At 73.7% G+C, this 20775-nt stretch carries 23 protein-coding genes; 12 read left to right on the top strand and 11 right to left on the bottom strand.

The features are described 5' to 3' along the window. The first annotated feature begins 94 nt into the window (after positions 1-94). Complete coding sequence (locus FQ330_RS02685; protein WP_146354999.1) at positions 95-913, top strand: HAD-IIA family hydrolase; 819 nt, start codon at positions 95-97, stop codon at positions 911-913. A gap of 41 nt (positions 914-954) precedes the next feature. On the opposite strand, the gene FQ330_RS02680 is transcribed toward FQ330_RS02685, so the two are convergent. From FQ330_RS02680 to FQ330_RS02670, 3 genes are all read right to left on the bottom strand, one after another. Further along, positions 955-1554, bottom strand: coding sequence for a hypothetical protein (locus FQ330_RS02680; protein ID WP_146354997.1), 600 nt, complete (start codon positions 1552-1554; stop codon positions 955-957). Then, positions 1551-2732: an NAD(P)-binding domain-containing protein gene (locus tag FQ330_RS02675; RefSeq protein WP_225792657.1), complete on the bottom strand. Its 1182-nt coding sequence runs from the start codon at positions 2730-2732 to the stop codon at positions 1551-1553. The genes FQ330_RS02680 and FQ330_RS02675 overlap by 4 nt, the downstream gene beginning before the upstream one ends. Before the next feature lie 109 nt (positions 2733-2841). Further along, a complete protein-coding gene (locus FQ330_RS02670) occupies positions 2842-3381 on the bottom strand; it encodes a hypothetical protein (protein ID WP_146354993.1) in 540 nt (179 codons plus the stop codon). Positions 3382-3512: 131 nt separating this feature from the next. Here FQ330_RS02670 and FQ330_RS02665 point away from each other — a divergent pair, with 131 nt between their 5' ends. Then, positions 3513-4232 (top strand): TetR/AcrR family transcriptional regulator C-terminal domain-containing protein, encoded by a 720-nt coding sequence (locus FQ330_RS02665; RefSeq protein ID WP_146354991.1) that lies wholly within the window; start codon positions 3513-3515, stop codon positions 4230-4232. Positions 4233-4269: 37 nt separating this feature from the next. Here FQ330_RS02665 and FQ330_RS02660 read toward each other — a convergent pair whose 3' ends face one another. After that, a complete protein-coding gene (locus FQ330_RS02660) occupies positions 4270-4662 on the bottom strand; it encodes a hypothetical protein (protein WP_146354989.1) in 393 nt (130 codons plus the stop codon). Between the two features lie 61 nt (positions 4663-4723). Between FQ330_RS02660 and FQ330_RS02655 the strand changes: the two genes are divergently transcribed. Further along, positions 4724-5098: a hypothetical protein gene (locus FQ330_RS02655; RefSeq protein ID WP_146354987.1), complete on the top strand. Its 375-nt coding sequence runs from the start codon at positions 4724-4726 to the stop codon at positions 5096-5098. On the opposite strand, the gene FQ330_RS02650 is transcribed toward FQ330_RS02655, so the two are convergent. The 3 genes from FQ330_RS02650 to FQ330_RS02640 form a co-directional block, all read right to left on the bottom strand. Next, positions 5095-6021: an AEC family transporter gene (locus FQ330_RS02650; RefSeq protein ID WP_146354985.1), complete on the bottom strand. Its 927-nt coding sequence runs from the start codon at positions 6019-6021 to the stop codon at positions 5095-5097. The genes FQ330_RS02655 and FQ330_RS02650 overlap by 4 nt on opposite strands. A 130-nt stretch (positions 6022-6151) precedes the next feature. Next, on the bottom strand, positions 6152-6703 hold the full coding sequence (pyrE, locus tag FQ330_RS02645) for an orotate phosphoribosyltransferase (RefSeq protein ID WP_225792656.1): 552 nt from the start codon (positions 6701-6703) through the stop codon (positions 6152-6154). Between the two features lie 57 nt (positions 6704-6760). Then, complete coding sequence (locus tag FQ330_RS02640) at positions 6761-7372, bottom strand: DinB family protein (protein ID WP_146354983.1); 612 nt, start codon at positions 7370-7372, stop codon at positions 6761-6763. Positions 7373-7444: 72 nt separating this feature from the next. On the opposite strand from FQ330_RS02640, the gene FQ330_RS02635 reads away from it, so the two are divergent. Further along, complete coding sequence (locus FQ330_RS02635) at positions 7445-8257, top strand: exodeoxyribonuclease III (protein WP_146354981.1); 813 nt, start codon at positions 7445-7447, stop codon at positions 8255-8257. A gap of 49 nt (positions 8258-8306) precedes the next feature. Further along, complete coding sequence (locus FQ330_RS02630) at positions 8307-8648, top strand: hypothetical protein (protein ID WP_146354979.1); 342 nt, start codon at positions 8307-8309, stop codon at positions 8646-8648. 228 nt (positions 8649-8876) lie between these two features. Here the strand turns inward: FQ330_RS02630 and FQ330_RS02625 are convergent, their stop codons facing one another. Next, the gene (locus FQ330_RS02625) at positions 8877-9383 is read right to left on the bottom strand and encodes a hypothetical protein (protein WP_146354977.1); all 507 of its coding nucleotides are present in this window, start codon (positions 9381-9383) and stop codon (positions 8877-8879) included. A 293-nt stretch (positions 9384-9676) separates the two neighbouring features. On the opposite strand from FQ330_RS02625, the gene FQ330_RS02620 reads away from it, so the two are divergent. From FQ330_RS02620 to FQ330_RS02595, 6 genes are all read left to right on the top strand, one after another. Then, positions 9677-11050 (top strand): DUF6421 family protein, encoded by a 1374-nt coding sequence (locus FQ330_RS02620; protein WP_146354975.1) that lies wholly within the window; start codon positions 9677-9679, stop codon positions 11048-11050. Positions 11051-11186: 136 nt separating this feature from the next. After that, on the top strand, positions 11187-12422 hold the full coding sequence (locus FQ330_RS02615; RefSeq protein ID WP_146354973.1) for a glycosyltransferase: 1236 nt from the start codon (positions 11187-11189) through the stop codon (positions 12420-12422). A gap of 160 nt (positions 12423-12582) precedes the next feature. Continuing rightward, positions 12583-13821, top strand: coding sequence for a glycosyltransferase (locus FQ330_RS02610; RefSeq protein ID WP_192575816.1), 1239 nt, complete (start codon positions 12583-12585; stop codon positions 13819-13821). A gap of 70 nt (positions 13822-13891) precedes the next feature. Then, positions 13892-14530, top strand: coding sequence for an NAD(P)-dependent oxidoreductase (locus FQ330_RS02605; protein WP_146354969.1), 639 nt, complete (start codon positions 13892-13894; stop codon positions 14528-14530). A 60-nt stretch (positions 14531-14590) separates the two neighbouring features. Then, entirely contained in the window at positions 14591-14974 is a 384-nt protein-coding gene (locus FQ330_RS02600; protein WP_146354967.1) for a hypothetical protein, read from the top strand. Between the two features lie 17 nt (positions 14975-14991). Next, positions 14992-15621: an SDR family NAD(P)-dependent oxidoreductase gene (locus FQ330_RS02595; RefSeq protein ID WP_146354965.1), complete on the top strand. Its 630-nt coding sequence runs from the start codon at positions 14992-14994 to the stop codon at positions 15619-15621. A 119-nt stretch (positions 15622-15740) separates the two neighbouring features. On the opposite strand, the gene FQ330_RS02590 is transcribed toward FQ330_RS02595, so the two are convergent. The 3 genes from FQ330_RS02590 to FQ330_RS02580 all read right to left on the bottom strand — a co-directional run bounded on the left by FQ330_RS02590 (position 15741) and on the right by FQ330_RS02580 (position 18977). Beyond that, the gene (locus FQ330_RS02590; protein WP_146354963.1) at positions 15741-16184 is read right to left on the bottom strand and encodes a nitroreductase family deazaflavin-dependent oxidoreductase; all 444 of its coding nucleotides are present in this window, start codon (positions 16182-16184) and stop codon (positions 15741-15743) included. Positions 16185-16270: 86 nt separating this feature from the next. After that, positions 16271-17605, bottom strand: coding sequence for an MFS transporter (locus FQ330_RS02585; RefSeq protein WP_146354961.1), 1335 nt, complete (start codon positions 17603-17605; stop codon positions 16271-16273). Positions 17606-17828: 223 nt separating this feature from the next. Then, on the bottom strand, positions 17829-18977 hold the full coding sequence (locus tag FQ330_RS02580; RefSeq protein ID WP_192575815.1) for a helix-turn-helix domain-containing protein: 1149 nt from the start codon (positions 18975-18977) through the stop codon (positions 17829-17831). 139 nt (positions 18978-19116) lie between these two features. Here FQ330_RS02580 and FQ330_RS02575 point away from each other — a divergent pair, with 139 nt between their 5' ends. Continuing rightward, positions 19117-20748, top strand: coding sequence for an amidohydrolase (locus FQ330_RS02575; RefSeq protein WP_146354958.1), 1632 nt, complete (start codon positions 19117-19119; stop codon positions 20746-20748). Positions 20749-20775 lie beyond the last annotated feature (27 nt).

The following is a 20775-nucleotide window of genomic DNA, read 5'->3' as shown; positions in this document are numbered from 1 at the left end:
TTAACAGACGCAATTTTGTACCCCGTCCGGACCGCCGACTCCCGGACGACATCTCCGACATCCGCCTGCAACCCGCACGCCGTAGCCTCAGGGCATGCGAACGCGCGAGGACATCGAATGCTGGCTCACCGACATGGACGGCGTGCTCGTCCATGAGAACCGCCCGCTCCCGGGCGCGAAGGAGCTGCTGCGGCAGTGGCAGGACGCGGGCACGGAGTTCCTCGTGCTCACGAACAACTCGATCTTCACGCCCCGCGATCTCGCGGCCCGCCTGCGCGCATCCGGTCTCGAGGTGCCGGAGGCGCGCATCTGGACGAGCGCGCTCGCCACCGCCGACTTCCTGCACGATCAGGCGCCTGGCGGCTCTGCCTACGTGATCGGCGAGGCAGGCATCATCACGGCGCTGCACGAGATCGGGTTCACGATGACGGACTCGGATCCGGACTTCGTCGTCATCGGCGAGACGCGCTCCTACTCGTTCGAGGCGATCACGAAGGCCATCCGCCTGATCGCCGGCGGTGCTCGCTTCATCTCCACGAACCCCGACGCGACGGGCCCGAGCGCCGACGGCATCCTGCCGGCGACCGGCGCCATCAACGCGCTCATCACGACGGCGACGGGCCGCACGCCCTACATCGTGGGCAAGCCGAACCCGATGATGTTCCGCTCGGCGCTCAACAAGATCGGCGCGCACAGCGAGGTCACCGGCATGATCGGCGACCGCATGGACACCGACATCATCGCCGGCATGGAGGCGGGCCTCCACACCGTGCTCGTCATGACCGGCATCTCGAACGCCGCACTCGTCGAGACCTACCCGTTCCGCCCCGACGAGATGCTCGCTGGCGTGCACGAGCTCGTCGAGCGCGCCCCCGTCGAGTCGGAGCTCGACGAGCCGCACGTCGACGCCTGACGGGTCGACGGCACGACGGCTGCGGTGAGACGGCCGGGCGCTCAAGCCTCCGAGAGCAGGCGCACGACGTTGGCCGCGAAGAAGCCCCCGCCGATCGCGACGGCGACCGCAGCGGGCGCCACGAGCTGGTCGAGCGGCCGGTGCGGCACCTCGCGCGCGTCGAGCCCGTCGAGCCGGATCCAGCCGAACAGCGCCGCCCTCCCCCGCCGCACGACCATGCCCGCGAGCGCGATCGCCGCGACAGCGGCCGCCGCCGAGACGAGCAGCCACACCCACGCGATGCTCGCGCCCGGCGCGGCCTGGAACGGCGCGAGCGCGAGCGCGCCGAGCATGACCGGCAGCACCCACCACGTCGTCGGCGGGCCGAAGCCGCGCGCGACGACGATGGAGAGCAGCGCCGCGACACCGAGCACGACGACGCCCATGAGCAGGCCGCCCCAGCCGGCCACCTGGCAGACCGTGGCCGAGTGGATGCCGCACGCGCCGTCGTCGAAGGAGATGAGGAGCCCGCCTGCCTTCGCCGCGGCAGCCGCGCCGTAGCCGACGGCCGCCCACGAGGTCAGCAGCCCCAGCCAGCCCGTGCCCGGCTCGCCGGCGACGATGCGCGGCGGCGGCTTGAGGAGGCGGTCGGCGAGGCTCACGCCTCCACGCTACGCCGCTGGCCCGGAGCCGCGAGCGCCCGGTCGTCGGCCCGCAAGAGCAGCCGGTCGAGCTCGCGCGCCGCCGCGCGGCCGGCGCGGTTCGCGCCGACCGTCGACTGGCTCGGGCCGAAGCCGATGAGGTGCACGCGCGGCTCCTTGACGACGCGGGTGCCGCGCACCTGCACGGCGCCGAGCTCGTTGCGAAGCGCCAGCGGCTCGAGGTGCGCGAGGTCGGCCTTGAAGCCCGTCGCCCAGAGGATCGCGTCGACGGTCGTGAGGGTGCCGTCGGCTTCGCGCACGCCATGCGGCTCGATCGAGACGAACATCGGCCGCCGCTCGAGCGCGCCGCGCACCTTCGCCGCGCGGGCGTACGGCGTCCAGATGAGGCCGGTGTAGGAGACGACGCTGCCGGTCGGCCGGCCCGCCTCGGCATCGGCAGTCACCTGCTCGATCACCTTGCGACCCGTGATCTCGGGCTCGAAGTCGCCCTCGAGGAAGACCGGCTCGCGGCGCGTGTACCAGCGGGTGTCGGCGACGCGCGAGAGCTCCTCGAGCAGCTGCACGGCAGAGATGCCGCCCCCGACGACGGCCACGCGCTGCCCGGCGAACTCGTCGGCCGACGTGTAGTCGAGCGTGTGCAGCTGGCGACCGAGGAACCGCTCGGCGCCAGGGTAGTGCGGCAGCACCGGGTTGTTCCACGTGCCGGTCGCGTTGATGATCGCCCGCGTGCGCCAGCGGCCCCCGCTCGACTCGACGAGCAGCTCGCCCTCGGGGTCGTCGTCGACCCGCTCGACCGCGTGCACGGCGACGGGCCGCAGGACCGGCAGCGCCATCTCGCGCTCGAAGCCGGCGAAGTAGCGCGGCACGGCGGTGCGGCTCGGCTCGGCCGGGTCGATCGGCGGCTGCGGGAAGCCCGGCAGGTCGAAGATCCCGTTGACCGTCGACATCCGCAGCGACTCCCACCGGTGCTGCCATGCGCCGCCGGGTGTCGCGTCCGCGTCGAGCATGATGAAGGTGCGCCCGGCCCCCGGCTCGTCGAGCGCGCTCGCGAAGCCGCGCTGCTGCAGGTGGTAGCCGGCCGACAGCCCGGCCTGACCGGCGCCGATGACCACGACGGCCGCTCGCCGCTCCCCCTGCTCCCGCACCGCCACCCTCTCGCCCGCTCGTCCGAACCGCAACGACTGATGCAACGGATGCGTCGGCTTGGCGATTCCGCGAGCGCACCCTCGTCGGCGCGCTCCCGGGCCGCGTCCTCGCCGCGGGCCGCACCGAGCCCGTGCGCTCAGCTCAGTCGCGGCGGGCTCCAGCCGTGCCGTCATCGTCGGGGTCGCCCGTCGGCTCGTGCCCGACGGATGCGTCGCCGCAGCGCAGCCTCGGCTCGAGCAGCGGCGGCGCACCGCCGCCGATCGCGACCCAGCGCTCCTCGAGCGTGACCGTGCCGTCGGCGATGGGCTCTCCGAACGCAGCTGCGAGATCCGGTCGGCCCATGCGGCTCGCGAAGCTCGCGAGCGCCGCCTCGTCGAAGTCGCGGTGCACGCCGCGCGCGATGACCCAGAGCGGCGCGCGCGGGTTCCTCGGCACGAGGCGCTGCAGCGTCGCGTCGTTCGTCGTCATGAACAGCGCCTCGAGGAAGGCGGTGGAGACGAGCGACGAGACCGCACCGGCGTGGAGCACCTTCCGGTCGCCCTCGCGGAGGATGCGGATCTCGAACTCCGTCGTCACGGGCGTCTGGCGGTGTGCGCCTCGCAGCCTCGCCCGGTCCGCGCGCGTCGAGAGCGCGGCGGACAGGTGCGTCATGAGACCGTCGGTCTCCTTCGTGCGCTGCACGGCTGCTCCTCGCAAGCGTGGTCGGGTCGTGGATCGATGGGTGACGGTGTCGTCGTGAGCCATCGGTTTACTACGTAAACCACAGTAGCGTTGGGCGCGAGCGCGGGCCACCGCACCGAGAGGGAAGACGGATGACGAAGCGATCGACCAGCAAGCCGGCGTCGGCCGCGCCCACGCGGCGGCTGAGCCAAGAGCTGGTCATCGACGCCGCCCTCGCGCACATCGACCGATCAGGGCCGCACGGCCTCACCATGCGATCGCTAGCGCAGGACCTGGGCGTGGAGGCCATGGCGCTGTATCGCTACGTGCACGGCAAGGAGGATCTGCTCGAGGGCGTCGTGAACCGGCTCATGGGCGACCTGACGGCAGAGCTCGACGACGAGCTCGCCGAGCACTGGCAGGGCTTCCTCCAGATGTTCGCGCATCGCGTGCGTCGCATCGCGATCGAGCACCCGAAGGCCTTCCCGCTCGTCGCGACCCGGCACCCGGCGGCACCGTGGCTGCGCCCGCCGCTGCGCAGCGTCGAGGTCATCGAGACCCTGCTCAGCACCCTTGTGCAGCAGGGCTTCAGCGATCAGCAGGCCGTCACGACCTACCGCCTCTTCAGCAGCTTCCTGCTCGGGCAGCTGCTGCTCGAGTCGTCGGTGCGGGGAGCCGACACCGGTCCGGTCGAGGAGCCGCTCGACGAGGGCGACGCGACCATCGCGCACGCTGACGGCGAGCTCACGCTCGACGACGCGCCGGAGGTCCTTCGTCTGCGCCCCCTGCTGAGCGAGGATCGCAGCGACGAGGAGTTCGAGATCTCGCTCGAGGCGCTGCTCGACCGCCTGGACCGCGAGCTCTCGCAGTAGCGGCCGCGACGCCCGTGGGCCCCGCCGCGCCCGCGGCTCAGAACGAGAAGAGCACGACCTGCAGGGCCGACGCGATCAGCGACGCGAGCGCCGAGATCGCGACGCCGAGCGCGATGCCGGCGAGCACGCGCGCCGGCTCGCGGCGGAGGATCGAGACGATCGCGAGCGCCGCGGCGATCGCGCCGAGCACCGCGCTGAGCGCGCCGACGCCGCCGCTCAGCAAGCCGATGCCCGAGGGGTCGAGGCCAGCGCGGATCGCTCCGCTGAGCACGAGCACCATGAGCGGCCCGGTGAGCACCTCGAGGCCGGCGACGACGAGCGCCAGGATCGCGAACGTCCGGCCGCCGCGGCGCGCGGGCGGCGGCGCGTACTGCTGCGGCGGCCGCCCGCCCGTCGCGTGCGGTGGGTGCTGCGGTGCGGCGTCGCTCATGCGCACACCGTAGGCCATCCCGCGCGACGTGCCCCAGCGCATCCGCCGTATCGTGGTCGGCATGATCCCGAGCGACTGGATGCCCCACCGACGGCCCGACGGCGAGACCGTCGGCTACGTGCGGATGGTCGGCGACGACTTCCAGCCGATGGACCTGCTCGGCCGCCCGCTCGCTGAGGCAGCCGACTGGCTCGCCGCCGAGGAGGCGCTCGACGAGCACCCGATCGCGTGGCTGACGGATGCCTTCCTGCTCTCGGTCGACGACGGTGACGTGCGCGTGCGGGTCACCGAGCTCACGCCCGAGCGGGTGCGCGTCAAGCGCGACGACCTCGGCGCGGTCGGCGGCGACGCCCGCTTCTGGGAGCTGCCCGTGCCCGAGACCGGCCGGCTGCGGCCGGCGCCGCCGCTCACCGAGTGGCCGGGAGCCGCGACCTAGGCAGGCCCGAGGAGCCAGGCGATCAGCAGCATCACCGGCAGCGATCCGAAGGTCGTCAGCAGCACGATGTCGCGGGTGATGAGGGTCGCGCGGTCGTAGCGCAGCGCGTACTGGTACATGTTCTGCGCGCTCGGCAGCGCCGCCATCACGGTGCACGCGTAGACGAGCTGCTCGTCGAGGCCGAAGGCGAAGCGCGCGAGCGCGAAGGCCACGACCGGCATGACGAGCGACTTCAGCAGCACCGCGAGCGCCACCTCCTTGCGGCCGGAGCCCGGCTGCAGCGGCCGGTCGCCGCTGAGCGAGATGCCGAACGCGAGCAGCATGAGCGGCACCGCGGCGCCGCCGAGGATCTCGAGCGGCGCGAGCACCGGGGCGGGCAGCTCGATCTCGAGCGCCGAGACCAGCGCACCGAGGGCCGACGCGATGAGCATCGGGTTGCGGAGCGGCTGGGTGAGGATGCGCGAGACGGATGCGCGGCCTGCGGTCAGGATGTCGAGGGTCGCGAGCAGGGCGGGGGCGAGCAGCAGCAGCTGGAGCAGCAGCATGGGCCCCACGAAGCTCGCGTCGCCGATGACGTAGATCGCGACGGGCAGCCCGATGTTGTTGATGTTCGAGTAGCCGGTCGCGGTCGCGGCGATCGCGATCCGGCTCGGATCGCGGGTGAACCAGATGCGCGCGACGACCGCGTAGATGAGTGCGACCGCGACGAACGCGATCAGCGCGACCGCGAGCACGCTCGAGAACAGCAGGCCCACGTCGGCCTCGCTCAGCACCGTGAAGAGCAGCGCAGGGCTCGCGGCGAAGAAGCTCGTGCGGTTGAGCACGAGCCGCCCCTCCTGATCGACGATCCGGAAGCGCGCGAGCAGCCAGCCGACGAGGATGACGAAGCCGATGATGCCGAAGCCGATGAGCACTCCGCCCACGTGACCTCCCGCATCCGCCGCTTGTCAGATAGCAAGTCTGACACGGCGCTCTGGCCGAACTTCCCTGAGATGCGGGTTCCCGCCACGAGAGCCCGCCGGAGAGGGAAGCTCGACGTGTGCCGGGGCGGGGCTACTGCGGCTCGAGCCCGAGGTCGTCGAGGGTGATCGCCGCGCGGTACTCGACGCCCGCCGCCTCGATCGCCGCCTGCGCGCCGGTGGCGCGGTCGACGATCACCGCGACGGCGACGACCTCGGCGCCGACCTTCCGCAGCGCCTCGATCGCCTTCAGCGGGCTGCCGCCGGTGGTGGAGGTGTCCTCGAGCACGACGACGCGCTTGCCGGCGAGGTCGGGCCCCTCGATCTGGCGGCCGCGGCCGTGGTCCTTCGGCTCCTTGCGCACGACGAACGCGTCGACCTCGAGCCCGCGGGCGAGGCCGCGGTGCAGCACGGCGTTCGCGAGCGGGTCGGCGCCCATCGTGAGGCCGCCGACCGCGGCGAGGTCGGGGATGTCGGCGATGAGGTCGAGCAGCACGTCGCCGATGAGGGGCGCGGCGCGGTGGTCGAGCGAGAGCTTGCGCAGGTCGATGTAGTAGCTCGCGCGCTTGCCGCTCGTGAGCACGAAGTCGCCGTGGAAGACGGCCTCGTCGCGGATGAGCTGGATGAGTCGGTCGCGCGCGGTCACGCCTACCAGGCTACTTCGCGCCGGCACCCCAGATGCGTCAACCGGTGGGCGGATGCGTCAGGACGCGTCGGTCGGGACGGGCACGCTGTCTGCGCGCGGCCGCATGCCCGCGCGCGGGTCGCGGCCCGCCCACGCGACGAGGCGCTCCGACCGCGTCGCGCCGGCCGGCGGCTCGATCGGCGCGTCGAAGATGCCGGGCCGGCGCACGGCCGCCTCGTCGGCGCTGTCGCGGAACGCCTCCATCCACTCGAGCAGGTCGGCGGGGAACTCGAGGTTGCCGGAGAGCCCCACGCGGGCTGAGGCCCAGCGCACGTCCCACGCGTGGAGCGCCATGTCGAGCGTCGGCAGGGCGAGCGCTGCGAAGCGCTCCTCGACCGCGGTGTGCGCCGCGGAACGCAGCTGCGCCGCGAGGTCCTCCCAGCGCTCGACAGCCTCGAAGTCGCCGCCCGGATCCATGATCTCGAGGTGCTCCCGCTCCTCGGAGCCGGGGTCGCCGCCCAGCAGCGCCGCCCCGCCGTGCTCGGCCTGCACGCCCGAGACGTGGCGCACGACGTCGGCGATCGACCAGTCGGAGCACGCCGACGGCAGACCCAGTCGGTCCGCTCCGGCTCGAGCCTCGGCGGAGAAGAGATCGAGCGCCTGGAGGTAGCGTTCGCGCGCGGTTACCATGCATCCAGTGTGCACCAGGGGTACACGCGCGCCCGCACCCCACGCATCCGCCGCCCCATCTAGGCTCGGAGCATGCGCATCGCCACCTGGAACGTGAACTCCGTGCGCGCCCGCACGGCCCGCATCGTCGACTGGCTCGAGCGCAGCGACGTCGACGTGCTCGCGATGCAGGAGATCAAGTGCAAGACGGAGCAGTTCCCCTACGCGGCGTTCGAGGCCGCGGGCTATGAGGTGCAGGCGCACGGCCACAGCCAGTGGAACGGCGTCGCGATCGCGTCGCGGCTGCCGATGACCGAGGTCGAGCGCGACTTCCCGGGCCAGCCCGGCTACGCCAACACCGGCGACCCGGTGGTGGAGGCGCGCGCGATGGCGGCGACGGTCGAGGGCGTGCGGCTCTGGAGCCTCTACGTGCCCAACGGCCGCGAGCTCACGCACGCGCACTACGGCTACAAGCTCGAGTGGCTGCGGGTGCTGACGGGCCTGCTCGACGAGTGGCGCGGGCAGCCGCTCGCGCTCATGGGCGACTTCAACATCGCGCCGCTCGACACCGACGTGTGGGACATCGGCGCCTTCGACGGCTCGACGCACGTGTCGCAGCCCGAGCGCGAGGCGTTCGGCGCGCTGCTCGAGGGGGGCCTCGTCGACGTCGTGCGCGACCGCGCCCCCGGCTACACCTACTGGGACTACAAGGCCGGGCGCTGGAACAAGGACGAGGGCATGCGCATCGACTTCGTGCTCGGCAGCCCCGAGCTCGCCGAGCTCGTCTCGCGCGCCCGCATCGACCGCGACGAGCGCGCCGGCGACGCCCCGAGCGACCACGTGCCGGTGGTCGTCGACCTCGACCTCGAGACCGAGCTCGACGACGACCGGCCGATGATCTTCTGATGGCGGATGCGTCGGGGGTCGCCGCGTCGTCGGCGACGGCTGGTGCCGCGTGAGCGCCGAGGAGTGGGACGAGCTCGAGCCCGAGCGCGAGTGGACGCCCGCCGACCGCCTGCGGCTCGCCGGGTGGGTGCTGATCTTCGCGAACCTGCTGGGCGTGCTGCTGCTGGCGCCGGTCGGCGACAGCGCGATCGTGCAGGCCGCCGAGGCGGCCGGCACGGATGACGGTCCCGGGCGGCTGACGTTCTGGGTGTCGGTGATCGGCGTGACGCTCGTCGGCAACGCGATCGGCGCCGCGGCCGCCGCGACCCGGCAGCGCTGGGCGATCGTGCCGCCGCTGCTCGCGGCAGCCGGGTGCTGGGTGGGCTTCGCCGCCGCATCCGCCCTGGTCTGAGGGCGGCGCCCCTCGCCGCCGGCCGGCGCGATGCGGCGAGCGACCTCTGCGTCGGCGCAAGGTCTGCCGATTGTTGGCTCAAGCGACCGCTGCCGGGCCGAGGGGACGAGCGACGGATGGGATGGTGGATCCAGTTCGAGTTCCGCTCACAGGACAAGAGCTGGGCGAACGCCCCGACCGAGATGCAGCACGCCGGTCGGGGCGTCTTCGTGTCGGGGTGCTGCTGCGCTACGCGACGCTCGGCGGCTGCGGCTGCGGCTGCGGCTGCGGCTGCGGGGCCGGCCGGCCGTCCTCGGCGAGGGACGCCTCGAGCTCGGCGAGGCTGTCGCCCGAGATGCGCGCGAACCGGCTCGCCACGGCGACCACGAAGGCGCACACGAGCAGGATCCACGACGAGACCATCGCGCCCGTGCCGATGCCGGACAGGTCGATGCCCGAGACGCGCGTGGTGAACGTCATCAGGAACATGAGCATCCCCACGAGCGTCGCGGCGCCGGGGAGCCAGAAGGCCGAGACCACGCGCCAGTGGGCAGATCTGGCGATGACGAGCGCCGCCCACACGAGCGACGGCAGCCACGTGACCGCGCCCCACAGCAGCGTGGCCGATCCGAGGCGATCCGAGGGCAGGACGGCGTTCCACACGAGTGCGGCCGTCGCGGAGGCGTGCAGCACCAGCGTCACGGCGACCAGCGCACCGGTGACCGCGACCGGCCTCGTGGCGCGCGTCGTCTGCATGGGCCTCCCCTCCCTGGCAGCGACAGTAGGCGGGGCCGCCCACTCGGCGCCACCTTCTGATGCCGCAATCTTCCGAATTCGTACGAATCCGGCGCATGAGGGATGCTCACGCAAAGGAATTGCGGCCGACGGCTGGCATCCGCGCCGCGCTCGAAACGGGCAGGAAAGCCGGGGCTGGCCACAAGATACGTGCGCGAAGGCGCCCATACGCTGGATTCACGCACCGATCCCGCGCCCCCAGCGCTCCGATCGCACCGCCGGATCACCGGCGCCGACACGCCCAGGAGGCTCCCATGACGATGACCCAGGCCACCGCCGCCGACCTCCGCCAGCACCCCGCCTGGCTCCGCATCAAGGCGGCCGCGACGGCGCTGCAGCCGCTGCAGTCGAAGAACGGCTCCATCGAGGACGCCGCCCACCACGACGCCGCCCGCGCCCACGTCGCCGAGCTGGCCCAGGGCATCCGCGACATCGCCCCCGAGTTCCCCCACGACGCCGACTACCTCGCGCAGGCCGCCCTCGACTTCGAGCGCTGGGCGGCCGAGGGCTTCGGCGAGCCCGACTTCTTCGACGCCCTCGTGCGCTTCCAGCCGCAGCAGCACCGCGTCGACGGGCTGCAGCACCTCGTCATCTTCCCCATGTATACGCAGAACGGCTCGAGCGACCGGCTCGTCGAGGCCGTGCTGGTCGAGGTGATCTGGCCCGAGTTCATCGCCGAGCTCGAGGCCGGCGACTACGGCAACGCGCTCTTCGTGCCGCTGCGCTTCATCGACTTCACCGCCGGCTACGACACCAACTCGGCGGTGCTCTTCCCCGAGACGGTCGCGATGCGCGAGATCCCCGCCTTCACGTGGGGCGCGATCTTCCAGGACCGCGAGGCGGCCCGCTTCCGCCGCGTCGTCGAGGCCGCGTGCGAGGTCACGAAGCTCGAGCTGCCGGCCGACGCCGCCGAGATGCTCGCCGACCAGCGCCTCGCCGAGGAGACGTTCGTCATGTGGGACCTCATCCACGACCGCACCCACATGCGCGGCGACCTCCCCTTCGACCCGTTCATGATCAAGCAGCGCATGCCCTTCTTCCTCTATTCGCTCGAGGAGCTGCGCTGCGATCTCACGGCCTTCCGCGAGTCGGTCGCGATCGAGCGGCGCATCGTCGCCGACGAGCACGCCACCGACGCCGACCGCGACCTCGCGAAGCACGCGAAGCTCGTGCAGTACGCGGTCATCTTCGACCGCATCTTCCGCTTCGCGATCACCGGCAGCCGCACCCGCAACTACGACGGCCTCGGCGGCCAGCTGCTCTTCGCGTGGCTGCACCAGCACCGCGTGCTGCACTGGACCGACACGCAGCTCGCCTTCGACTGGGACGAGGTGCCCGACGTCGTCAACAGGCTGGGCGAGGCGATCGAGCACCTCTACTGGCGCTCGATCGACCGGCCGAAGGTCGCGCACTGGCTCGCGGCGTACGAGCTCGTCTCCTCCGTGGTCGAGCCGCACCCCGCATCCGCCTGGAAGGCCGGCGAGCTGCCGCTCGACGGCACGCCCCGGCAGCTGACCGACCTCGTGATGGACGACGAGTTCCCGCTGTCGATGTTCTACGAGGCGTTCGAGAAGAAGATGCGCGACGTCATCGCCTCGACGAAGGGCATCACGGCCGAGACGGTCTGAGCCGAGCCCGCCGATGCGGCCCGTCCCCGAGCGCGGGGGCGGGGCGCATCCGCTGTACCCCGGCTGCCCCTTTCGCGCGTGGGCGGCTCGTCGTACGCTCAGCACGATCGCACAGGGCGACGCGAGGAGTCACGGGATGGCGACGATCGCCGCCTACACGAGCCCTGCGATCGGGCACCTGTTCCCGATCGCAGGCGTGCTGCAGGAGCTGCAGCGGCGCGGGCACCGCATCCGCCTCCGCACGCTCTCGAGCCAGGTGCGCGCCATGCGGCAGCTCGGCTTCGACGCCGACGCGATCGATCCGGCCATCGAGCAGATCGAGTTCGACGACTGGCACGCGCGCACCCTGCTCGAGGGCCTGAAGCGCACCGCCGAGATCTTCTGCAGCCGCGGCGAGCTCGACGGGCCCGACCTGCAGCAGCTGCTCGACGAGGCGCAGCCCGACCTCGTCATCACCGACATCAACACGTGGGGCGCCGCCGCCGTCGCCGAGCGCGCACGCCTGCCCTGGGTGGCGTTCTCGCCCTACACGCCGGCGATCGTCTCGCGCGGCTGCCCGCCGTACGGCGCGGGCCTGCGCCCCGCGGTCGACGCGGCCGGGCGCCTGCGCGACGCGCTGCTCGAGCGCACCGTCACGGGTGTCGCCGTGCGGCTCGTCATGCCGCGCATCAACGGCATGCGCGCGAAGGTCGCGGGGCTGCCGCACGTGCGCTCGGTCGACGAGATGCAGCGGCTACCGCCGCTCACCCTCGTGACGACGGCCGAGCCGCTCGAGTACCCGCACGACGACTGGGAGCCGCGGCTGCGCATGGTCGGCCCGACCTCCTGGGAGCCGCCCGTCGCGCCGCCCGCGTGGCTCGCGGGCGTCGAGGGCCCGCTCGTGCTCGTGACCACCTCGAGCGAGTACCAGGGCGACACCGAGATCGTGCGGGCGGCGGTGCACGGGCTGCGCGACGAGCCCGTGACGGTCGTCGCGACGATGCCCGCGCGCGTGCGGCTCGGCATCGACGTGCCCGGCAACGCGCGCATCGTCGACTTCGTGCCGCACTCGGCGGTGCTCGAGCGGGCCGTCTGCGCCGTCACGCACGGCGGGATGGGCGTGACGCAGAAGGCGCTCGGCCTCGGCGTGCCGGTCGTGGTCGTGCCGTGGGGGCGCGACCAGCACGAGGTCGCGGCGCGTGTCGAGCACGCCGGCTGCGGCGTGCGCGTCAACCGCGGGCAGCTGACCCCCGAGCGGGTGCGGGATGCGGTGCGCCGCGCCAGGCGGATGCGCGCGGGCGCCGAGGCGGTCGCCGCGGGCTTCGAGGCGGCAGGCGGCGCCGCCCGTGCCGCCGAGCTGGTCGAGGAGCAGCTGGCGCTGCAGCGGCGATGAGTCGCGCGCGTTCGCGGCGGCCCCGTCAGCGCCCCATGCCCCGGCTGTCAGCGCCTGCGGCTAGCGTGGAGCGCACGCGGAGGCGCGACGCCGACGCGATCCCCGATGTCGGGCTCCCGCGCTGGCGCGGCGACGCCCCCGGTGCGCCAGAAGGTGCTGCGTGGCGCTGATCGCCGCCTACACGAGCCCCGCCATCGCGCACGCGTTCCCGTTCGCCGGCATCCTGCTCGAGCTGCAGGCGCGCGGGCACCGGATCCGGATGCGCACGCTCGCCTCCGAGGTCGACCGCATGCGCATGCTCGGCTTCGACGCCGACGAGATCGACCCCGCGATCGACCGCATCGAGTTCGACGACTGGCGGGCGCGGAGTCCCCTCGACGCCCTGCTCCGCCTGAGCGAGCTCTACTGCGTCCGAGGCGCGCTCGACGGCCCCGACCTGCAGGATCTCATCGACGACTCGCGGCCCGACATCGTGCTCACCGACGTGAACACGTGGGGCGCCGCCGCGGTCGCCGAGCGGTCGGGGCTGCCGTGGATCGCGATCTCGCCCTACACGCCGGTGCTGCGCTCCCGGGGCCTGCCGGCCTTCGGACCGGGCCTGCGGCCCGCCCGTGGCCTGTTCGAGCGCATGCGGAACGCCGCCATCGGCCGCGCGGTGCTCGAGGCCGCGACCGCCCGGGCGATGCCGGCGATCAACGCGCTGCGCGCCGACGTGGCCGGGCTGCCGCCGCGCGCCGACTTCGACGCGGTGCTGCGCCGTGCGCCGCAGATGCTCGTGACGACCGCCGAGCCGCTCGAGTACGCGCACGTCGACTGGGGGCCGCGCATCCGCATGGTCGGGCCCACGAGCTGGGAGCCGCAGGCGCCGACGCCGCCGTGGCTCGACGAGCTCGAGGGGCCGATCGTGCTCGTCACGACCTCGGGCGACTACCAGGGCGACACCGACATCGCGCGCGTCGCGCTCATGGCGCTCGCCGACGAGCCGGTCTCCGTCGTCGCGACCATCCCCGGCGATGCCCCGCTCGGCTTCGAGCCGCCCGCGAACGCGCGCATCACGCGGTTCCTGCCGCACTCCGCGGTGCTCGAGCGGGCGGTCTGCGCCGTCACGCACGGCGGGATGGGCGTGACGCAGAAGGCGCTCGGGCTCGGCGTGCCCGTCGTCGTCGTGCCGTGGGGGCGCGACCAGCACGAGGTCGCCGCCCGCGTGGAGCACGCCGGCTGCGGCGTGCGGGTCAACCGCGGGCAGCTGACCCCGGAGCGGGTGCGGGATGCGGTGCGCCGCGCCCGGCGGATGGGTGCGGGCGCCGAGGCGGTCGCGCGTGGCTTCGCGGCGGCCGGCGGCCCGACGCGTGCCGCCGACCTGGTCGAGGAGCAGCTGGCGCTGCAGGCGCGGCGCTGACGCAGGAATGCCCCGGCCGCCTGCCGGGTTGCCCCTAGCATCCGCTGCTCGACCCTCCGAGAGGAACCCCATGGCGCAGATCACCGTCCTCGGCGCGACCGGCTTCGCCGGCGGCCACATCGCCCGCGAGGCCGCCGCCCGCGGCCACGAGCTCACCCTCGTCTCGCGCTCGACCCCGCAGGACGCCCCCGAGGGCGCCCGCATCGTGCGCGGCTCGGTGCTCGACGGCGACGTGCTCGCGCAGGCGCTCGACGGCGCCGAGGTGGTCGTCGGGGCGCTCGCGCCCCGCGGCGACATGGAGGGCAAGGTGGCGGATGCGTACGCCGACGTGGCCGCGCGGCTCGCGGGCACCGGTGCCCGGTTCCTCATCGTGGGCGGCTACGGCTCGCTGCGCGACGCCTCGGGCCGCCGCATCGTCGAGACCGACGCGTTCGCGCCCGAGTACCGCCCGGAGTCGGAGGAGCTGCTCGACGCCTACGAGCGGGTCGCCGCGACCGACGTCGACTGGACGTACATCTCCCCCGCCGGCACCTTCGGCGCGTTCGTGCCCGATCAGTCGCGGCGCGGCGAGTACCGCACGGGCGGCGACACGGCGATCGTCGACGCCGACGGCGTCTCGGCGATCTCGGGCCCCGACTTCGCCCTCGCGGTCGTCGACGAGATCGAGGCGGGCGCGCACCGGCGCGAGCACATCTCCTTCGCCTACTGAGTCGCGCGGCCCCGCATCGCGCACCTGGGCGAGCGCGGCGGCGGCGCGTATCGTCGGGGCATGAGCCTCATGGCGCGGGTGCCGAAGCGCACCCGGGTGCGCGAGGCGGCGCTCGGCCTCGCCACGCTCGCCCTGCTGCCGCTGCTGCTCGACCTGCCGCGCTGGATGCTCGCGGGCGTCGGCCCGATCACGACGCAGAGCGCGTGCCCGGCCGTGCCCGGGCCGGGCGGCTGCACGCCGGTCTACGCCGCGCGCGTCTCGACCGCGATCGATGCGCTCGCGATCGCCGCGCCCGTGCTCGCGCTCGCGACGGCGGTGACGGTGCTCGTGCTCGTCGTGCAGGGGCGGCGCGCGTGGATGCTGGGGCTCATCGGGGCGGCGCTCACCGCCGCGGCGGTGCTCGTGCGCATCGACCTCGCGACGGTCGACGCCGGCTCGGCGTGACGGGGCAGACTGTCTGCATGCGCATCCTCATCGCCGGCGCCACGAGCGCGCTCGGGCACGCCACCGCATCCGCCCTCATCGAGGCGGGCCACCACGTGATCGCGGTCGGCTCCGACGCGGGGAGGCTCGGCATGGTCGACGCGAGCGAGCGCTTCGCGTGCGACCTGACCGACCTCGAGGCGGTGCGGTCGCTCGCCGACGAGGTGGGCGAGCTCGACGGGCTCGTGCACCTCGTCGGCGGCTGGCGCGGCGGCGGCGGGCTCGCCGGGCAGACCGACGAGGACTGGGCGTGGCTCGAGGCGCGGGTCGTCGGCACGCTGCGCAACACGACGCGGGCGTTCGCCGACGCGATCGGGCGGTCGGATGCGGGGGTCGTCGCGATCGTGTCGTCGACGGGCGTCGAGCACCCCACGGCCGGGAACGCCAACTATGCGGCACTCAAGGCCGCCGCCGAGGCGTGGGTCGCGGCCGTCGGGCACGCGCTGCGCGCGACGCCGGCGCGCGTCGTCGTCAAGCGCGTGAAGGCGCTCGTGTCGGATGCCGACCGGGCGGCCCAGCCCGAGCGCGACTTCGCGGGCACGACCGACGTCGCCGACCTCGCGGCCGAGCTGGTCGCCGAGTTCGGGCCGCAGCCCTCGTTCGACTGACGCGCGCCGCGCGCGCCGCGCATCCGCTCTCCCCGTTCGTCGACCGGCCAGGTGCGCGCCCGGCCGGATAGTCCGGTCGGCCCCGCACGGAACCGGTCGACGAACGGCGGCGCCGCGGCTCAGGCGTCGGTGCGCGTGAGCACGAAGACCGGGATGAGGCGCTCGGTCTTCTGCTGGTAGTCGGCGTACGGCGGCCACGCTTCGCACGCGCGCGCCCACCAGGCGTCGCGCTCGGCGCCCGGCTCGAGCTCGCGCGCGAGGTAGTCGTGCTTCTCGGCGCCGTCCTGCAGCTCGACGTGCGGGTGCTTCGTGAGGTTCCAGTACCAGACCGGATGCGTCGGGGCACCGCCCTGCGACGCCACGACCGCGTACTCGCCGTCGTGCTCGACGCGCATGAGCGCCGTCTTGCGCAGCTTGCCGGTCTTCGCGCCGACGCTCGTCAGCACGATGATCGGCCGGTCGCGCAGGAGGTTGCCCTCGGTGCCCCCGGAGGCTTCGTAGGTCTCGGCCTGCGTGCGCGCCCACTCGGAGGTGCTCGGTGCGTACTCGCCCTGCAGCGGCATGGTGCTCCTTCGCTCGATGTCCGTCGGGAGAACGCGACTGCGCCGGCCGCCATTCCCGGCGACCGGCGCAGCGTGCACTGCCCGGCTCAGGCCGAGTGCACGAGCTCCTTGTCCTTGACGCGCAGGCGCTCGCCGAAGAAGCCGCCCGCCGCGGTGATGAGCGCGACGATGGCGAGGATCACGACTGCCGGCCACGACACGGCGTCCTCGCTGAGGCTGATCATCCAGGTCGCGATGAAGGGCAGGAAGCCCGAGAGCGCGCCGGCGATGTTGTAGCCGAGCGAGACGCCGCTGTAGCGCAGCTCCGGCGGGAAGAGCTCGGTGAGCAGCGCACCGGTGACGGCGTAGGTGATCGTCAGCAGCGAGATGCCGGCGGTCACGGCGAGCGTGATCGCGAGGGGCGAGCCCGTGTCGATGAGCCAGAACAGCGGCGCGGCGGCTGCCGCGGTCGCGAGGCCGCCCCAGAAGGTGACGCGACCCGGGCCGACGCGCTCGGCGAGCCGGCCGCAGAGCAGGATGACGACGATCTGCGCGACGGCGGCGATCAGCGTCGCGTTCACCGCGATCTGCCGGTCGATGCCGAGCGTGTTCGCGGCGTAGCTGACGACGAACGTGTTCATCACGTAGAAGCCGCCGACGCCGAGGAACGCGGCCGCCACCGCGACGATGAGGCGCCCCCAGGCCTTCGTGAACACCTGCAGCGCCGGCACCTTGGCGCGCTTGTCGAGGCGCACGAGGTCCTCGAAGATCGGCGACTCCTCCACCTTGAGGCGGATCCACAGCGCGATGCCCAGCAGCGGGAAGGCGGCGAGGAACGGCAGGCGCCACGCCCAGGCGTCGAACTCGGCCGGCGGGAAGAGCAGCACGAGCGCGATGGCGCCCGAGGACATGAGCGTACCGACGGGCGAGCCGACCTGCACGAGCGCCGCGTAGCGGGCGCGCTGCTTGACGGGGGCGTGCTCGATCGCGATGGTCGTCGCGCCGCCCCACTCGCCGCCGACGGCGAGGCCCTGCAGCAGGCGCAGCACGACGAGCAGCACCGGGGCCATGATGCCGATGTCGGCGTAGGTGGGCAGCACGCCGATGACGCCCGTGGCGACGCCGATGAGCACGATCGTGAGGATGAGCGTCGGGCGGCGGCCCACGCGGTCGCCGAGCACGCCGAAGAAGAAGGCGCCGATGGGGCGCGCGGCGAAGCCGACGCCGAAGGTGGCGAGCGACGCGAGCACCGCGGCGGTCGGGTCGAGCTCGGTGAAGAAGAGCCGGTTGAACACCAGCGCGGCCGCGGTGCCGAACAGGAAGTAGTCGTACCACTCGAGCGCGGTGCCGACGAAGGCGGCGGTCGCGATGCGGCGGACGTCTCTGGGCTTGACGACGATCTCGTCGCCCGGGGGCGTGACGTCGTGCGCTGCCTGGTTCATGCTGCTCTCCTCCTCGAGACCGGGGGCGCGTGCCCTACCGGGTGCCGGGTGCTGGGACGGCGGTGCCCGCAGGGTGCGTCCTGCGGCCGTCGACACTCGTGCGGAACGCGTGCGGCGACGTCCTGCCATCGTGTCGGAGCCGTTTGCACATCCTCAATGGCGGTGCGACGCGGATTCGCCTCGGCCGATTGTGCGTATGCCCAGTCGAGCGGGCGTGGACTCCTCAGCGCGGAGCGCCGTCGGCCGCGAGCAGCACGTGCGCGAGGGCCGCGTCGACGGGCACCTGCACATCGAGCCCCGTGCGCTCGCGGAACGCGGCAAGCCGGTTGAGCACGGTGTTGCGGTGGCAGAAGACGCGCTTGGAGGTGGCGTGCACGGAGCCGGTCTCGAGGAAGGCGCGCACCGTCTCGACGATCGCGTCGCGCTGGTAGTCGGTGAGCTCCAGCAGCGGCGCGAGCCGCAGCTCGACGAAGCCGGGCACGAGCTCGGCGAGCCGGCCGGCCGCGACGACGGGCCACAGCTCGTCGATGCCGACGAGCCGCTGGGGCGCGGGCGTCGTCGTGAGCAGTGCGAGCGCGGTGCGCGCACCGCCGGCGACCGCGGAGAGCCCCGCGAGGCGCTGCAGGTGCACGCCCGGCAGCTCGGCGAGCTCGTCGGTCAGCCGCTCCTCGCCGCGCACCCAGAAGAGGCAGTAGGCGTCGCCGTGGCTGTGGCCGAAGACGGCGCCGGCCGCGAGCGCCGCGGCCGCCGCGCGCTGCGCGAGCTCGATGCGGTCGACGGGCACGGCGATGAGGTCGAACTCGGCATCCGCCGCGACGCCGAGGCCCTGCGCGATGCCCTCCACGGCGGTCGCGCTCGGGGCGTCGCCGCTCAGCAGCCGCGCGAGGTGCCGCTCGGTCGCGAGCCTCGCGTCGCGCTGCATCGCGGCCGTCTCGCGCAGGAACGACTGCTGCACCTCGCCGACGTACTGCTCGACGACGGTGAGCACCCACTCGACCTGGTCGACGAGCGCCGCCCGCTGCGCGTCGCCCGCGAGGCGCTGCAGCCAGCGCCACAGCACCCGGAAGTCGAGCCGCACCGCCTCGAGCAGCGCGTCGAGCGGCACGCCCTGCCGTGCCCGGCGCACGCCGAGCGTGGTCGCGAGCGCCGCCTCGTCCTGGGTGGGCGTGCGGCCGGCCATGCGCGCGACGAGCATGCGCAAGGTGGCGTCGGCGGTGTCGCGCAGGTCGTGCGCGGGCACGGCGTCGCGGTCGTAGAGCGAGCGCTCGCCGAACGCCCGCACGAAGTCGTCGACGATCCCGTCCATCTCCTCGTCGAGCCGGTCGACGAGCGCGACCCACTCCGGCGAGCGCGCCGCCCCTGGGTCCTCCACGATGCCTCCCCGATCCGGCCGCTCCTGCGGCACTGTGCGCTTGCACACTCCAGGCGGCCGTTCCCGTGCCGCGCTCCCATTGTCGCTGTAGCGATGCCCAGATTGAATGGAGACCCCGAGCAGCAGCAGGAGGCAGCGCGTGCGCATCGACGCGATCATCGACAACGCCCGAGTGCTCACCGGCGACGACGCGCGGCCGACGGCGAGCCGCGTCGGCATCTGGGCGGGCCGCATCGTGGGCCTCGACGAGCAGCTCGACGGCGTGCACGCCGATCGGCGCCTCGACGCCGACGGCGCCGTGCTCCTGCCCGGCTTCAACGACGCGCACGCGCACAGCGTCTGGTTCGGCCAGACGCTCGCCGAGCTCGACCTCGCCGGCGCGACGACGCCCGACGAGGTCTACCGGCGCATCGAGCAGCGGGTCGCGACCGACCCGCACGACTGGGTCGTCGCATCCGGCTTCAACCCCCTCGGCCTCGCCGGCCGCCTCGACCGCGACGCGCTCGACCGCGCGTCGGGCGGGCGGCCCGTGTGGATCAAGCACGCCTCGGGGCACGCCGCGACGATGAGCGGCGAGGGGCTGCGGCGCATCGGCATCGACGACGGCCCGCGCGCCGACCCCGACGGCGGCGTCATCGCGCGCGATCACCGCGGGCGGCCGACCGGTCTGCTCGAGGAGAACGCGATGCGGATCGTGCAGGACGTGCTGCTGCCCGACCCGCTCACCGCGATCGAGGATGCGCTGGGCCGGGCGAGCGCGCAGTACGCGCGGGAGGGCATCACGTCGGTCACCGACGCGGGCATCGCCGGCGGCTGGATCGGCCACTCGCCGCGCGAGTTCGCCGCCTACCAGCGGGCCCGCGAGCGGGGGCTGCTGCGCACCCGCACGCAGGCGATGGTGACGCTCGACGCGCTCGTCGAGCTCGCCGGCCATGATGACGACCCGCGCGCGATCGGGCTCACCGCCGGCATCCGCAGCGGCGCCGGCGACGACCGGCTGCAGCTCGGCCCCGTCAAGGTGTTCACCGACGGCTCGTTGCTCGGCTCGACCGCGGCGATGAGCGAGGACTACGCGCACGATCACGGCAACCACGGCTACCTGCAGGGCGACCCCGAGGCGATGCGCGCCCAGGTGCTCGCCGCCGCCGGCGGCGACTGGGCGCTCGCGCTGCACGCCATCGGCGACGCGGCGATCGACTTCGCGCTCGACCTCATCGACGAGGCGCAGCGGCTGCACGGCGCGCGCCCGCTGCCGAGCCGCATCGAGCACGGCGGCGTCGTGCGCCCCGACCAGATCGCCCGCATGGCGCAGCTCGGCGTCGCGCTCGTGCCGCAGCCGCGCTTCATCGCCGAGTACGGCGACGGCATGGCCGAGCGGCTGGGGCCCGAGCGCACGCTGCGCTCCTACCCGGCGGCGAGCGTGCTGCGCGCGGGCGGCGTGCTCGCGGGCAGCTCCGACCGGCCCGTCGCGCCCGGCGAGCCGCTGCGCATCGTGCAGGCGTTCGTCGAGCGCCGCACCGAGAGCGGCGCGCCCTACGGCCCCGACGAGCGGCTGACCATCGACGAGGCGCTGCGCGCCTGCACCGCCGGCTCCGCCGCCGCGACCGGCTGGGGCGGCCGCAAGGGCGTGCTCGCGCCGGGCATGCTCGCCGACATCGTCGTGCTCGCCGACGACCCCCACCACGTGCCGACCGAGCGCATCGGCGCGATCGACGTCGTCGCGACCCTCGTCGGCGGCGAGGCCGTGCACGGCACGCTCGCCGAGCGCTGATCGCGACCCCGCGCATCCGACCCACCA

Origin of the sequence: Agrococcus sediminis (assembly GCF_007923295.1) — a bacterium.
GTDB lineage: Bacteria > Actinomycetota > Actinomycetes > Actinomycetales > Microbacteriaceae > Agrococcus > Agrococcus sediminis.
The sequence above is the reverse complement of the archived record's forward strand: the minus strand, read 5'-3'. Positions and strand labels throughout refer to the sequence as shown.

Coding starts and splice junctions, on each gene's coding strand:
- FQ330_RS02640 (WP_146354983.1), bottom strand. CDS start 7,372: ATGGTAACCGCGCGCGAACGCTACCTCCAGGCGCTCGATCTCTTCTCC.
- FQ330_RS02665 (WP_146354991.1), top strand. CDS start 3,513: ATGACGAAGCGATCGACCAGCAAGCCGGCGTCGGCCGCGCCCACGCGG.
- FQ330_RS02600 (WP_146354967.1), top strand. CDS start 14,591: ATGAGCCTCATGGCGCGGGTGCCGAAGCGCACCCGGGTGCGCGAGGCG.
- FQ330_RS02605 (WP_146354969.1), top strand. CDS start 13,892: ATGGCGCAGATCACCGTCCTCGGCGCGACCGGCTTCGCCGGCGGCCAC.
- FQ330_RS02590 (WP_146354963.1), bottom strand. CDS start 16,184: ATGCCGCTGCAGGGCGAGTACGCACCGAGCACCTCCGAGTGGGCGCGC.
- FQ330_RS02615 (WP_146354973.1), top strand. CDS start 11,187: ATGGCGACGATCGCCGCCTACACGAGCCCTGCGATCGGGCACCTGTTC.
- FQ330_RS02585 (WP_146354961.1), bottom strand. CDS start 17,605: ATGAACCAGGCAGCGCACGACGTCACGCCCCCGGGCGACGAGATCGTC.
- FQ330_RS02660 (WP_146354989.1), bottom strand. CDS start 4,662: ATGAGCGACGCCGCACCGCAGCACCCACCGCACGCGACGGGCGGGCGG.
- FQ330_RS02635 (WP_146354981.1), top strand. CDS start 7,445: ATGCGCATCGCCACCTGGAACGTGAACTCCGTGCGCGCCCGCACGGCC.
- FQ330_RS02625 (WP_146354977.1), bottom strand. CDS start 9,383: ATGCAGACGACGCGCGCCACGAGGCCGGTCGCGGTCACCGGTGCGCTG.
- FQ330_RS02595 (WP_146354965.1), top strand. CDS start 14,992: ATGCGCATCCTCATCGCCGGCGCCACGAGCGCGCTCGGGCACGCCACC.
- FQ330_RS02655 (WP_146354987.1), top strand. CDS start 4,724: ATGATCCCGAGCGACTGGATGCCCCACCGACGGCCCGACGGCGAGACC.
- FQ330_RS02620 (WP_146354975.1), top strand. CDS start 9,677: ATGACGATGACCCAGGCCACCGCCGCCGACCTCCGCCAGCACCCCGCC.
- FQ330_RS02685 (WP_146354999.1), top strand. CDS start 95: ATGCGAACGCGCGAGGACATCGAATGCTGGCTCACCGACATGGACGGC.